This window comes from uncultured Senegalimassilia sp. (assembly GCF_934636665.1).
GTDB lineage: Bacteria > Actinomycetota > Coriobacteriia > Coriobacteriales > Eggerthellaceae > Senegalimassilia.
This window is the reverse complement of sequence record NZ_CAKUAT010000027.1, coordinates 1-14,165: the sequence shown is the minus strand read 5'-3', so window position 1 is coordinate 14,165 and position 14,165 is coordinate 1. Positions and strand designations below refer to the sequence as shown.

12 protein-coding genes are annotated in these 14,165 nt (G+C 62.4%); 8 read left to right on the top strand and 4 right to left on the bottom strand.

Annotated features, from left to right (window positions below; translation table 11 throughout):
• Positions 1 to 427, bottom strand: a 427-nt coding sequence (locus tag Q0G75_RS09060; RefSeq protein WP_294417966.1) for a 4Fe-4S binding protein, incomplete at its 3' end; no start/stop codon positions are given.
• Complete coding sequence (locus Q0G75_RS09055; protein WP_294414914.1) at positions 420 to 566, bottom strand: CD1871A family CXXC motif-containing protein; 147 nt, start codon at positions 564 to 566, stop codon at positions 420 to 422. The genes Q0G75_RS09055 and Q0G75_RS09060, both read right to left, overlap by 8 nt.
• Before the next feature lie 90 nt (positions 567 to 656).
• Here Q0G75_RS09055 and Q0G75_RS09050 point away from each other — a divergent pair, with 90 nt between their 5' ends.
• Positions 657 to 1,331 (top strand): response regulator transcription factor, encoded by a 675-nt coding sequence (locus Q0G75_RS09050; protein ID WP_294414925.1) that lies wholly within the window; start codon positions 657 to 659, stop codon positions 1,329 to 1,331.
• A complete protein-coding gene (locus Q0G75_RS09045; protein WP_294414915.1) occupies positions 1,328 to 2,470 on the top strand; it encodes a HAMP domain-containing sensor histidine kinase in 1,143 nt (380 codons plus the stop codon). The genes Q0G75_RS09050 and Q0G75_RS09045 overlap by 4 nt, the downstream gene beginning before the upstream one ends.
• 276 nt (positions 2,471 to 2,746) lie before the next feature.
• On the opposite strand, the gene Q0G75_RS09040 is transcribed toward Q0G75_RS09045, so the two are convergent.
• Both Q0G75_RS09040 and Q0G75_RS09035 read right to left on the bottom strand, forming a co-directional pair.
• Positions 2,747 to 4,120: an SPFH domain-containing protein gene (locus tag Q0G75_RS09040; RefSeq protein WP_294414916.1), complete on the bottom strand. Its 1,374-nt coding sequence runs from the start codon at positions 4,118 to 4,120 to the stop codon at positions 2,747 to 2,749.
• A gap of 144 nt (positions 4,121 to 4,264) precedes the next feature.
• On the bottom strand, positions 4,265 to 5,716 hold the full coding sequence (locus tag Q0G75_RS09035; protein ID WP_294414917.1) for a hypothetical protein: 1,452 nt from the start codon (positions 5,714 to 5,716) through the stop codon (positions 4,265 to 4,267).
• Between the two features lie 202 nt (positions 5,717 to 5,918).
• Here Q0G75_RS09035 and Q0G75_RS09030 point away from each other — a divergent pair, with 202 nt between their 5' ends.
• The 6 genes from Q0G75_RS09030 to Q0G75_RS09005 all read left to right on the top strand — a co-directional run bounded on the left by Q0G75_RS09030 (position 5,919) and on the right by Q0G75_RS09005 (position 13,390).
• Complete coding sequence (locus Q0G75_RS09030; RefSeq protein ID WP_294414918.1) at positions 5,919 to 7,706, top strand: hypothetical protein; 1,788 nt, start codon at positions 5,919 to 5,921, stop codon at positions 7,704 to 7,706.
• Positions 7,706 to 9,142, top strand: coding sequence for a hypothetical protein (locus tag Q0G75_RS09025; RefSeq protein ID WP_294414919.1), 1,437 nt, complete (start codon positions 7,706 to 7,708; stop codon positions 9,140 to 9,142). Before Q0G75_RS09030 ends, Q0G75_RS09025 begins: the two co-directional genes overlap by 1 nt.
• A 65-nt stretch (positions 9,143 to 9,207) precedes the next feature.
• Positions 9,208 to 9,849: a response regulator transcription factor gene (locus Q0G75_RS09020; protein ID WP_294414920.1), complete on the top strand. Its 642-nt coding sequence runs from the start codon at positions 9,208 to 9,210 to the stop codon at positions 9,847 to 9,849.
• A gap of 155 nt (positions 9,850 to 10,004) precedes the next feature.
• Entirely contained in the window at positions 10,005 to 10,736 is a 732-nt protein-coding gene (locus Q0G75_RS09015) for a DUF4428 domain-containing protein (RefSeq protein ID WP_294414921.1), read from the top strand.
• 106 nt (positions 10,737 to 10,842) lie between these two features.
• Positions 10,843 to 11,652 (top strand): hypothetical protein, encoded by an 810-nt coding sequence (locus tag Q0G75_RS09010; RefSeq protein ID WP_294414922.1) that lies wholly within the window; start codon positions 10,843 to 10,845, stop codon positions 11,650 to 11,652.
• Between the two features lie 256 nt (positions 11,653 to 11,908).
• Positions 11,909 to 13,390, top strand: coding sequence for a DHA2 family efflux MFS transporter permease subunit (locus Q0G75_RS09005; RefSeq protein WP_294414923.1), 1,482 nt, complete (start codon positions 11,909 to 11,911; stop codon positions 13,388 to 13,390).
• Positions 13,391 to 14,165: the final 775 nt, after the last annotated feature.

Here is a 14,165-nt window from a genome sequence, read left to right as displayed (position 1 = left end):
GCACTACGGTCAACGCCAACACCCCGTACTTCACGTATCTCAACGGCTTGAGTTTGCCCGTTGACAGCTTTTTGCCCGGGATCTTGTGCAGCAGTTCCTGCAGCCAGCCGAACGGGCACAAAAATCCGCACACGAAACGTCCCAGCAGCACGCCCGTCAAAATCAAAAACCCGGTTACGTAATACGAGAAGCTGAACTTCGACGAGCCGACCACCGCTTGAAAGGCGCCGATAGGGCAAGCATCCGCAGCGGCTGGACAGGAATAGCAGTTCAAACCAGGTACGCACACCGCTTTCGAACCGCCCTGATGAATACCGCCCTTGATAAGGTTCGGCAGGTGGATATTCGAAAGCAATGCGGCACCCGCCTGGACAAACCCGCGGAAACGGCTTAAAAGCCACGACGCATGGAAGTTTCCCTTACCCAATCCCAACACACTCCAAACACAGCCTGATAGCCTTGCTGAGCACGATGTCGGCCTCACCCCGAAGGGCGCCGACGCCCGCCATGGCCGCCCCGACGATCAGCAAGATCGCCTGGAATACCGCCTTCCTTGCTTTGAACAATCTGACGCTCCTTTCGTTCTTAGACATATGTAATCATGTCTGCTATAAAATCCGCGTTAAGGAACAACACGTATGAGCCGGAGGCCCGATATGCGTATTTTGGTTGTCGAGGATGAAAAGGCGCTGTGCGACGCAATCGCCCGCAGCCTTCGCCATCTTGCCTATAGCGTCGATTGCTGCCATGATGGGCAAACGGCTATCGACCTGCTCGCCATCGAAACCTTCGACCTGGTCGTGCTCGACCTGAACCTTCCCGGCGCGGACGGCATGACGGTGCTTGAAACGCTTCGGGAAACCGACCATGATACGAAGGTGCTGATCTTATCGGCGCGAAGCGACATCTCCGATAAAGTAAGCGGCTTGGACGCGGGAGCCAACGATTACCTGACAAAACCGTTTCACCTAGAAGAGCTCGCAGCCAGGATACGAAGCCTGACCCGCAGGCGATTTGTTCAAGACAGCACCGTGCTGACCTGCGGAACCCTTTCTTTTGACACAAGCTCTCGTAAGGCTTGCGCAAACAATCGATCCCTTTCCCTGACTCGAAAGGAAACGGGCATATTGGAGTACCTGATGCTCAACCAAGGGCGACCGGTTAGCCAAGAGGAGCTCCTCGAGCACGTGTGGGACTGCAGCGCGAACAGCTTCAGCAATTCAGCCAGGGTCCATATGTCGGCGCTTAGGAAGAAACTGCGCGAAGCGCTCGGGCACGACCCTATCAGCAACCGCATAGGGCAAGGCTACGTGATGGAGGAACGCGAATGAAGGACCTTTCACTGCAATGGCGCATCACGTTGATGACGGCCGCCCTCGTCTGCGCGGCCTGCCTATCGATGAACTTCCTTGTCGGCTATTCCGGAATGCAATATATGGATGAGATCGGTAGCGAGGTATCGGCTTATAGCAACGTGAACGAGGATGTTCCCAAGTCATTCGACCCAGGAAGCGAGGACGTCGGCAACGAGCTGACGATCGTAGTGAGCGACGCGCAAAAGTCGTTCGGCGCTACAAGCTGGTGCATTACCGCTGCGGTGACGCTTATCGGAGGCGTGCTCGCATACTTCGCAAGCGGCCGCGCACTCAGGCCCCTACGGGCTTTCGCCGCGCAAATCGAACACGTGCAACCAGGGAATCTTGCCGATTCGAAAATCAGCGAGGACGTGCCTCCGGAATTCAAAAGGTTCAGCGAATCGTTCAACAGCATGATAAATCGCCTTGACGCGGGTTTCGCCGCGCAACGCCAGTTCTCCGGCAACGCCGCGCACGAGTTGCGCACGCCGCTGGCGCTCATGCAGGCCCAAATGGAGCTATTCGCAGTAGAACACCCTAACGTACCGCCCGCGACCAACGACCTTCTTACGCTGCTGCGCGAGCAAACCGAGAGAATGTCGAGCATGACGAGCACACTGCTCGAAATGAGCGAGCTGCGCGCCATCCCCTGCAACGACGAAATCGAACTCGCGCCCCTGATCGAGGAGGTGCTAGCAGACCTCGCCCCGCTCGCCGACCAAAAGGGCATCGCCCTCGCCTGCCGCGGGAACAGCCTGATGAGCGGCAGCGACCCATTGATGTACCGGATGATGTTCAACCTTGTCGAGAACGCAATTCGCTACAGCCGTCCCGCCTCGACGATCAACGTGACCGTCGACGAGGAAGACGATCGCGTTCTCATCCGCATTGAAGACGAGGGCTTCGGAATCCCCGAACAGCACCGAGACAGCGTGTTCCAGCCGTTTTTCCGCGTTGACAAGTCTCGCAGCAGGGAATACGGGGGCGTAGGGTTGGGCCTGTCGCTGGTATGGGAAATCGCGACGCTTCACGGTGGCACGATCGAAGTCGAGAACAGCTCCAGCCACGGCACCGTCATGCTCGTAACCCTCCCTAAGCTAGGCGCTGCGAAGTAGCCGATTGGATTCTAAGCGTGCGTCAACCACGGCCCAAGCGCCATGAGCGGAGCATCGTTGGCGAAGAGACCCTACCCGCAAAAAGCGGCGCCCGCATGATATACGGGCGCCGCCATCAAGTTTGCGCATCGCGCTTCGCTGCGCGGGTCAGGGCTGAATGCCCCGCTTCGCGCGTTTGCAAGCGAACGGCCTTCCAGGCGCTCAGCTACCCGGACGGGACCTACGCCCACGCCGCGCGGAACGGGGTCCTGCCGCGCATGCCGCGCGCAAGCCGCCTTACGGGCGCTTCGTGCCGCAGTTGCTGCAGAACGCGCCGGTGTTGTGCTGGCCGCACTGGCAATCCCAGCCGCCATCGCCTGCGGGCTTGGGGCTGCCGCAGTTGCAGCAGAACTTGCCGGTGTTCTTCGCACCGCACGAGCAGGTCCACTCACCGGCTGCCGCGGGCGGCTCGGGCTTGGGGCTGCCGCAGTTGCTGCAGAACTTGCCGGTGTTGGAGGCGCCGCAAGAGCACGTCCACGCATCGCCTCCTGCAGCCGGTGCCGCCGCCGGCGCTGCTGCGGGAGCAGGCTCGGGGGTAGGCGCCGCGAAGCCGCCGCCCGCCGCCACGGGATACTGGCTTTGCGGGGCGCTGCCGCCCTGGCCGTACAGACCCTGCGGGTTCATGCCGCCCACCGCGTTGGCCATACCCATGCCCATGAAGCCCATCATGGCGCCGTTCTCATTCGCGGCGGCCGTGCGCATGGCGTCGGCCTGCGATGCCGCCAGGTTGGCAGCCGCCATGTTCGGGTCGCGCATGACCGCGGCCTTCTGCAGGTCCTTGATCATCTGCTCGTCCTCTTCGGACGCCGCGATGGCGTTCACGCCGAAGCTTGCCACCTTAAGACCGCGCAGCTCGCCCCACTTCTCAGACAGCACCTCGTTCAGGGCGTCGGCAAGCTCGGTGGTGTGCGCCGGCACGGCCGAATAACGCACGCCCATGGCGCTGATCTTCGCGAACGCCGGCTGCAGCGCGGTCAAAAGCTCGCTTTTCAGCTGGGAATCGATCTTGTCGCGCGTGTAGGGCTCCTCAACGTTGCCGCAGACGTTCTTGTAGAACATGAGCGGGTCGACGATCTTGTAGGAGTACTCGCCGTTGCAGCGCACGGAGATGTCCACGTCAAGGCCGATGTTGGCGTCCACCACGCGGAACGGCACCGGCTGGGCCGTGCCGTACTTGTTGCCCACGATCTCCTTCGCGTTGAAGAAGTACACGCGCTGGTCCTTGCCCGTGTCGCCGCCGAAGGAGAAACGCGCGCCCACGCGCTCGAACGACTTCTTGATGCGGTCGCCCAGCGTGCCGGACTCGCCGAAGAACAGGCTGGGCTCGGTGGACTTGTCGAACACGAACTCGCCCGCCTCGCCGCAGGCGTCCACGATGGCGCCCTGCTCGACGATGATCATGAACTGGCCCTCGTTCACCGCGATGATGGAGCCGTCCGAGATGATGTTGCTCTCGCCCTTGGTATTTGAGCTGCGGCCCTTGTCCGAGATGCGCTTCTGCCCCTTCGCGCACAGCACGTCGGCCTCAAGCGAATCGCAGTAGAAATACTCGCGCCAAGAGTCGGCCAGCACGCCGCCTGCAGCTCCGATACCCGCTTTGATCAAACCCATGATGTCCTCCTTCTCCGATGCTGCCTGTTCGTTCGCTATTCCAAAACCTATTAGGTAGAGCCTGGTTATACCCGATCGCCCGCGGCGCCGGCCGTTCCGTTACGGAAGCGATGATCGGCGCCCTTTGCGACCGGTGAAAATCGGTTACCGCTTGTCGTCGTCATCCGTTTCCACAAGCGTACGCGTCTGGTACGAGGTGACGAACGTGTCATCGCTGCCTGTCAAGTCGAAGCTGCCGTTGACCACGTACGCATGCGCGCTCCGCTGCTCCACCGCCGTCTTCATCTGCGAGTAGAAGTAGAGGCACACACCGGCGGCCACGACCAGCGGCACGCCCGCGTCGACGCCCACGCGGGTGACGGTGTCGTCGAACTGGATGAACCCGAAGTCCACGCCCAGCATGACGGCGCCGACCACCAGGAAGATACCCAGGAACCACAGCACCACCTTCAGCGGCGACACCGGCAGATCGCCCACCAAGCGCCCCGTCTGGCCGTTCATAGCGAACAGGAAGTCCTTATCCTTCCAGCGCGTGTGCAGCATCCATACCGGCAGCAGCGCCTGCTTGATCTCGGAGAACGACACCTCGGCGTCCACGTCGGCCGGGTCGACCTGGTCGTAGCCGGTGACGGTTTCTCGCAGCTGGTCGGCCAGCGTGTTCTCCATGCGGCGCACGGCGCGGTGGCAGCACGCGTCGGAGTCCTGGTCGTAGCGCTCGGCGGAGTAGCCGGGCAGGTAGGCCACCGAGAACGGGGTCAGCTCGTCGTAGTCGAACGGCTCGATGGCGTCCATGTGCTCATCGGGCATTTTCGCCGAACCGTCGGCGGGAATGCGCGTGAACTCCGACGAGCCCTGGCGCCACGCGTTGTACACGTGGGTTTCCGTGACCTCGTACTTGCCCTCGCGCCAGGTGCGGATGTTGCGCGCCTCGAAGGTGCCCTCGCCGCTGGCTGACCCGTCGTAGAGCCAGAACGGCACGTACACGCCCTGCACATGGGCGATGCGGTTTTGCGCGGCGAATTCCTTCGCAAGGAACTTCTTGCCCTTGTAGTAGTCGGTAAGCGCCTGCTCGGCAGCCGCTTTGTCCAACTTGAACGGGATGACCAGGTCGGGCTTGGCAGTGTCCACGAACGAACCGGGCGCCATAGCCTGGTTACCGCAGTAGGGGCATTCCTGGATGGCGGTGGTGGCGTCGGACGTCAACTGCGCGCCGCACGACGAGCACAGGTAGGTGCGCATGCCGGCGCGCTCCTCCTCGTTCCAGCTGGCGCGCGAGAGATACGATGCGATGGAGCTATCGGCTTGAGCACCGACCGCCACGGCGGCGTCGATGACGTCCTCGGTGACCACCGACGACGCCCCGGCGGCCTCATCGGCCATGCGCTCGAAGCTTGATTGCTCGCCGGCTTCGGCGCGCGCGGCCGCGGCCTCGGCCTTCTCGTCGGCCTCTTGCTGTTTGGCCGCGTACGCCTCCTCGACCTGGGCCGGCGTGAACGTCGATTCGCAGAATTCGCACTCGAGCATGCCGCTATCGCCCTTGTAGCGCAGCGGCCCCATGCAGTTCGGACATTGATAGTTCACCGATTCTTGGGCCATGGCTTTTTCCCTTTCCCGAATGCGTATGTGGAGAAAACCTCTGCTAACAGCTTACCAAAGCCAGGCGTTCCAAGAGCGCCATGCTGTCCCATTTTCAGCCGCATTTCAGCAACCCGCGGCCCGACTTTGCGATCCGGGGAACAATGGCCGACCGAGCGCGTACAATGAGCCGAAACGAGCAAACGGAAAGGGGAAGGCGGCCATGGTCATCGACCGCAAACATGTGCTGATCGCGTGCGCCATCGCGGGCGCCGTGCTGGGCGTGGTGCTCGCCGTGCTGCAGGCCGTGGGCCACTTCGCCACGCCGAACCTGCACGGCATGCCCACCGGCGCATCGCGCTCGACGGGCTTCATGCTGGCCATGGCCCCCTTGCTGGCTGCCTGGGGGTTCACCATCCACCTGCGCTGCTCGGACGCGCTAATCGCGCGCTACCTGAAGGCGAACGCCGCCCTGTGCGTGGCCTGGCTGCTCATCGTCACGCTGAAATACCAAACCGGCAACGACCACCTGGTTTCCATCATGTGGTATCTCTATTACGTGCCCATGCTGCTGACCGGCACGTTCAGCCTGTTCAGCGCCATGCGCGCCTCGGCGCTTGACCGCATGCCCGTCACAAGTTACGCGAAACGGGCCGTGCTGGCCATCGATGCGGCGCTCATCGCGCTCGTGCTCACGAACAACCTGCATCACGTGGTGCTCCTCTTCTCGTTCGACGATCCGCTGTGGTCGGGCAGCTACACGTACGGCCCGGGATATTGGGTGGTGCTCGGGTGGATGATCACGCAGATCGCGCTCTTCTTCGCCTGCTCCTTCGCCGCGGCGCGCAAACAGCTGCGCAGCGCGTTCGTGCCCATGGTCCTTGTCGTGGGCGTGCTGGGAACGTACACGGTGCTCTACATCCTGCGGTTCCTGATCGGCTCCAACCTTGCGCTCGTGTACAGCGTTCTGTTGATATCCTGCCTTGAGATAGCGCTTGACCTGGGAATACTTCCTTCATACTATTGGCGCGAATCCATGTTCTCCGCGCTTCCGTTCAACCTGCGCATCCTTTCGCGCACCGGTGAGGTGGCGCTGCACACCGCGCAGTTCCAGCCAAGCGACAACGACGAGGCGCTGCATTCCATGTTCCTGCAGTCCGACCTTCCCCGCCGAAGCATCTCGAGCTTCCGCACCACGGCGGTCCCCCATACGCTGTTTCGGGGATACAACGTCACCGGCGGGTCGGCGCTGCTGGCCGAGGGCGTCACCGCTATCGACGATCGGCGCGAAACGCTCGAGCAGCGAAGGGACAGCCTACGAGCGCACAACGAAATGCTGAAGCATCGACACGCCATCGACAGCGTGCTGTACCGTACGCAACAGGAGCGCGCGCTGGTCGACGAGATCGAGCAAACGCTTGCAGCGAAGACCCGCCGCATCGACGAACTGCTATCCGACCTCCCCCGCGGCAACGACCCGCAAAGCTTGGCGAAGCGGCGCGAGCGGCTCACCGAGGTCAAGCTGCTCATCGCGTACTGCAAACGCAAGGGCGGCCTGGTGCTGGCAGGGAAAAGCGACCCGGCATTCAACCGCGAGCGCCTTCAGCTGGTGTTCAACGAAACCGCCGCCGACTTGCGCACCTTGGGCATCGACTGCGCCGCGCTCGTGGACGTCAAGCGCATGCTGCCCGCCTCCACGGTAAGCGTGCTCTACGACTGCCTCTACGATTTCGCGGCGGCGGCGTTCGCAGCGAGCAACCCCATCCTCATGCTGTTCGTCAGCGACAACGTGAAAGCCGGTGAAAGCGCGGATGCGGGCCGGAGCCGCCGCATCGTGGAGATGCGCGCCGCCCTGGAAGCTGAGGAATCGGCGCAGACCGAGGGTTACACGCGCTCCCTTGAGGAGCTGCGCCGGATTCTCGAGCGCCGCGATGTCCGCTTCTCCCTTGATGTCGCGCCCACAGGCGCGACGCTGGCCGTGCGCGTGAGCGAAGGCGAGGGGGTCGCATAATGGAAGATCTGCTGTTCACCAAGATCCCCGTGGTCGCAACGCTTACGGCAGTGTTCTTCCTGCTTACCGCCGCGCAAACGTTGCACGCGCTGTTCCTAGCCGCGCGCAAAAGCGGCCGCCCGGTATCGGCGGCCACCGTGTACGAGGCGCTGCTGGTGGTGCACCTGTATCTTGCCACCGCCACCATGCTGTCAGCATACGCGAACCACGGCACCCTGCTGCTACACCTGCGCATAACGGCGCTGCCCTTAAGCGCGCTGCTCTGGTTCAACCTGGCATTGGCGGTCGTTGGCCTGGCGCTTGCCATCCGCTACCGCAAACCGGTAATGACCTGGGAGATCACGCTGTTCGCCCTGTGTTCGCCGCCCGCCATCGATGCCGCCGGCGCCTTCGCACCGTACCTGTTCATAGCCGATGCCGCGTTCCTGACGTTCCGCGTGAGCGCCGGGCTGATCTTGGACATCCGCCGGTTCCGCAGCAGCATCACGCGGCTTTCGGCCATCGAGGCCGTCGACCGCCTGCCCGAGGGCCTGGCCATGGCCGATCGAGGCGGCCGCGTGCTGTACATGAACGACGCCATGCGGTGGTGCCTCATGGAACTCGGCTTCGCCACCGACCTGTCCGAGGTCAGCATGCTGTGGGAAAACCTGTGCGAGATAGCGAAACGCGGCGCGGCGCCCATAAACGACGTGCTGCCCGAAGGCGTGCGCATCCAAGTCGGGGAAGGCAACGTGCGCCTATTCAAGCGCGACCGCGCCGAGGTTAACGGCAAAACCTACCGCCGCCTGACGGCCATCGACGTAACGGAGGAGGAGCGCCTCAACACCACCATCGCGCGCACGAACGACCTACTTGAGCAGGCGAACCGCGAACTGGAGGAATCGCTTGCGGGCGTTCGCGAGGTCGCGCGCAACGAGGCCATGCTGCACATGAAGGCGCGCGTGCACGACACCATCGGCCAGCGCCTTTCCATCCTGCACCGCTACCTTGAGGACGGCAGCAGCAACCCCGAGGCGCTCGACCAGGTCACGGACCTGGTGCGCAGCATGATGGAGGACCTCGGCCGCGCCGACGACGAGCAATCGCCCACCGAGCTGGCATCCATCGTGCACGCGTTCGAGCTGGTTGGCGTGCACATCGAGCAGATCGGCAGCCTGCCCAAGGCGCCCGCCGTGGCCGAGGCGTTCGTCACCATCTGCCGCGAGGCCGCCACCAACGCCGTCAAGCACGGCCAGGCCCACAACGTGCGCATAGCCTTCGAGGAAAGCAGCAGCTCGTACACGCTGCGTGTAACCAACGACGGCCTGGCGGGTCCCAGCGATTTCCGCGAAGGAACAGGGCTTCCCAGCATGCGCGAGGCCGTTGGCGCGGTCGGCGGCACCTGCCAGGTAACGGCCACCCAGCCTTTCACGCTAGAAGCTGTGGTTCCACGGTAGAATAGAGGGTATCGCCGCTGTTCCGGCGATATGCAGGGACCGCCTTCTAGCCCAGGGGGGACGCCATGATCGACATGGTCATCGCCGAAGATCAAGCCATGCTGCGCGACTCGCTCGCGTGCGCCATCGACATGCAGGATGACATGCACGTCGTGGCGGCTATCGCCGATGCGGCCGACGCCCTCTCCGCGGTCGAGAAGCACCACGCAAACCTGGCGCTTTTGGACGTGTGCACGGAAAACGATTCCAGCGGCATCGTGGCGGCCGCCGCCATCAAGGAGGCGCACCCCGACGTGCGCGTGGTCATCATGACCGGCATGCCCGAGATCACGTTCGTCGAACAGGCACGCGCCGCCGGCGTGGACAGCTTCGTGTACAAGAACGTGGGCACCGCCGAGCTCATCGCCGTCATCCGCTCCACCATGGAGGGCTATTCCACATTCCCCCGCCCTCAATCCAACGCGCTTTCCGGCGCAGCGGCGCTCACGCAAACCGAGATTGACATCCTTCGCCTGGTGTGCGAGACCAAAACGCGCAAGGAGATCGCGCAGGAGCTGTACCTGTCCGAAGGCACCGTGAAGCGCCACATCTCCGAGATCCTGGCGAAAACCGGCTACGACAACATCCTGCGCCTCGCCGTGCACGCGGTCTCCAGCGGCCTCATCATCCCCGGCATGGGCCGCACCGGCGAACAAACCGAGGAATAAGGCGCGATAACGCAAGCCTTTCCAGTTCCCCGAACGGCAACCTGAGCCGTTCGGTCCGCTTTTGCACCCCTTTTCGAGCCGCAGGGCGCTTCTTCGCCTTCCCCGCTTCTGCCATTATCTGGGTACGGAGTTGGAGACGATGAAAGGGGCGCGACATGGGGCTGTTCGGAAAGATGTTCGAAAAGAAAACCTGCAGCATCTGCGGCGGCGAGATCGGGCTTCTGGGCAATCGCAAGCTTGAGGACGGCAACCTGTGCAAGGAGTGCGCGGGCAAGCTGTCGCCGTTCTTCAGCGACCGACGCGCGAGCACCGTCGAGCAGATCGCCGAGCAGCTTGAGTACCGCGAGGCCAACCGGCAGAAGGTGGCCGAGCTCAACGTCACACGCACGCTCGGCTGCGACATGAAGGTGATGCTCGACGAGGACGCGAAGCGCTTCATCGTCACGCGCAATTCCCGTTGGCGCGACGCAAACCCCGACGTCATGGACTTTTCCCAGGTCACAGGCTGCGATACCGAGATTCGCGAGACCCGCAGCGAGCTCACCTGGAAAGACGACGAAGGTCATTCGCAAAGCTACGACCCGCCGCGCTACGACATCGACTACGACGTGTACGTCACCATCCATGTGAACTCGCCGTACTTCAACGAGATCACGTTCAAGGTCAACGACTACCGCATCGAGGAGCGCAATTCCGTGGAATACCGCGAGGCGGAGCGTCAGGCGCAGCAGATTCGCGAGGCGCTCACGCAGCTTCGCGAGACCGTCCGCGAGCAGGCGGCGGCAGCCGCGGCACCGAAAACCGCGCAAACCTGCCCGTTCTGCGGCGCCACCACCGCCCCCGACGCGCAAGGTCGCTGCGAGTACTGCGGCGGCGCGATGGGATAAGCGACCAGCGGTCCAACCAGCGGCGCTTACGTGACCAGGGCACACGCCTTCGGCGAGGGACCGAAGGGTCGCCACAGGAGCATCAAACAGAAAGGGAGTGAGGAACATGAAGAGGAAGCTATTGGTATGCGCGTTGGTAGCATGCGCGATGACGCTGTGCTTGGCATTGACCGGCTGCGGCGGTGGCGCGACCAACGACAAGGACGCGAAAGAGGCGTTCATCGGATCGTGGAAACTGGCGGGCATGGTGTCCGACGGCGAAGAGGCCACCGCTGAGGACATCGCCATGCTCGACGCGTTCGGCATGAGCGTAGGCCTGAACGTCAACGAAGATGGCACCTGTGCTCTCGTCATGTTCGGCGAGCCCCTTGACGGCACGTGGGAGACCAAGAGCGCCACGGAAGCCAAGTTCACCATCGACGGCAGCCCCATCACCGCAACCATCACCGACGGTAAGCTGCAGATGACCGACGACGGCTACGCCATGACGTTCGAGCGCGGCGAGGTCAAGACCGAGGGCACTGCGGGCGACGCGAAGGCCGCAACCACCTCCGACAAGAACACCGTTGCCGTTGACAAGGTGCTCGTCGACGACGAGAACTGCACCATCACCGTGCTGAACAAGAAGCAGGATTGGCTCGACGACTGCGGCTACACCTTCAAGGTTGAGAACAAGACCGCCGACAAGACCGTCCTGTTCATGGCCGAGTACGGCACCTTCAGCGTCGACGGCCAGATGGTCGACTTCACCCTGACCGAGACCGTCAAGCCCGGTATGTTCGCCGAGACCTTCGGCTACTTCGACAGCACCAAGGTTACCGACATTGACGCCATGAAGAACGTCGCCGGCACCATCAGCCTGATGGACAACGACACCTACGACACCATCGCCAGCTATCCCATCGAGCTCGCATAGCATTACGCGAACGCGAAGCCCACGAAGCGCCTCCCCTTCACGGGAGGCGCTTTTTGCTTCTCCACAATTTAAACGCTTACGAAACGAGGGTGGTTTCTGCTAGGCTAAAAGCAATTAGTGGTAGTCAGCAGCGCCCATAAGCGGGGTCTGCAAAGGATGAAAGCTTCCTTTGCAGACCCCGCTTTTTGTATTTCCGGGCCTGTTTCGCCTGTGCGGGCGCTGCGCAAAAGTCGGAAAGGAATGTACGGAAAACAGTATGCAAGGTTTTGATCCCCATAAGGCGCACGTTGAGGTTGCGCACCCCTACCTGACCATGATGGGCCTGTATCTGGGCGGTTTCACGGGCATGTTCAGCGAGACGTCGCTCAACATCGCGCTTCCGCAGCTGACCGAGGCGTTCGGCGTCGACATGGCCGTCATGCAGTGGGTAGTCATCGGATATATGCTGGTCATCGGCATCGTGCTGCCCTTCGCCAGCCTGCTCATGAAGTGGTTCAGCGTGCGCAAGCTCACGCTGTTCGCGCTGGGCGCGTTCTTCGTCGGCTCGTTGATCAGCGGATTCGCCCCTAGCTTCGAGGTGATGCTGGCGGGCCGCCTGGTGCAAGGCGTGGGCACGGGCCTGGTCCTGCCCATGATGTTCGCCGTGGTGCTTGAGGTGTTCCCACCGGTGAAGATCGGCGCTGCCATGGGCTTGACGGCGCTCATCATCATGTTCGCCCCCGCCATCGGTCCCACCCTCTCGGGCATTATCCTGGGTGCTCTGAGCTGGCGCTTCATCTTCTTTACCTTCGCCGTGGTGTTGGCAGCGGCTATGGTGTTCGCAGCGAAGTTCCTGGTGAGCCCCTACGAGCTGACGCGTCCGCGCGTCGATGCGCTCTCGTGCGTGCTCTCGTGCCTGGGATTCGGTGGCGTGGTGTTGGGCGCCGGGCTTGCCAGCCTGTACGGATGGACCAGCGTCGAGGTGGTGTCCGCGCTGGTCATCGGCGTGGTCTGCATTGCTACGTACGTGTATCGCCAGCTGCACATGGAGACTCCCGTGCTTGATGTGCGCGCATTCTGCCAGCAGGGCTACCGCGTGGGCGTGACGCTGGTGATGCTGAACTTCGGCATCACGCTTTCGGCCATGTATCTGCTGCCGCAGTACATCCAAAGCGGCATGCTTTTGCCCGTTGCCATGACGGGTATGCTCATGCTGCCCGGCGGCGTGGTGAACTGCATCGTGTCCGTGATCGCCGGCGGGTTGTACGACCGCATCGGCGCCCGCATCCCGGCACGCGTCGGTTTCGCCCTGTCCATCGCCGGCACGGTGATGTTCCTGCTGGCGGCGCCCGAAACGCCCATCGCGTATGTGGTTTGCGCTCACGTGATCTTGATGATCGGCGTGCCGCTGGCTATGTCGCCGAGCCAGACGAGCGCCCTGAACTCGCTGCCGCACAGCATGAACGCGGACGGCTCCACCATGATGAACACCCTGCAGCAGGTGCTCGGCGCCGTTGCCACCGCCGTCGCCACCAGCCTGTTGGGCATGGGCCAGGCGGCAAGCGCGGAAGGCGGCGCAGTCGCGTTCACCAACGGCGTGCACTGGGGCTTTGCGTTCACCCTGGTGCTTGCAGTTGCCGCGCTGGCCGTGTCCATGCTGCTGAAGAAGCGCAGCTATGCGGAGGAAGCCGAAGCACCTGCGGACGGCAGCGCGCCCTCGCCGGCGAGCGGCGATGCGCCCGCACGCGAGGGCTGCTAGCGGTCGACGACGCACCCGTAAGCGAAGGTTATTAGCAAGAAGCGCTAACGGCAACTGATACGATTCTTGAACCGTTTAGGGCGGTTGGCAGTTTGCCAACCGCCTTTTTGATTGCAAAACAAGACTGAACCTCGAAGCATTTTGCCGCACCAGCCGTATGCGTGATGTCTCGCAGCATCAATAGCGCGTTTTCTCGCAAAGAACGGTATCGAGGTCTAACATAGGTTGCTGACCGAAAAATCATTGCATGTTACTTATTCGCCGTCTGTGGTGTTATCTGTCGAAAATGATGACCAATTCACTCACTGTGCAGAAATTGCACAGTTTCGGCCCCTTTTTGCTCCCAGGCCCTGCACTTCACGCACTCGGTCACCGTCTTACACCGGTGTGATACGCACTATGCTAGTAGATCATCATGTACCTTCAAGCTCGTTTGAATCTTCACGCGCATCTCTGCTCGCGCGCGCATGCTTCGAGCCGCAACCTCGTTTCGGCCAGGGTCCAGCGCACTTGCTGCCAAAAAGCGCGCGAGTGCGTGTGAATAGGCGGCAATGAGGGGCGCGGCAGCAGCGAACGGGTGCATCCCTCGACGTTAAGACGCGACAAATCCCAACGCACATGCGTTCGTTACATGAATCGGCTCGTTCATCTCATGCGTCACCGAGACGAACACGCACTCGCGCACTTTTTGGCAGCAAGGATCGCGTCGGAAAAGTTGGTGTAAGCGCAGCGAATTGGAGCGGCTTTGAAGGGAAACGGCCTTCGCCCTAGAATC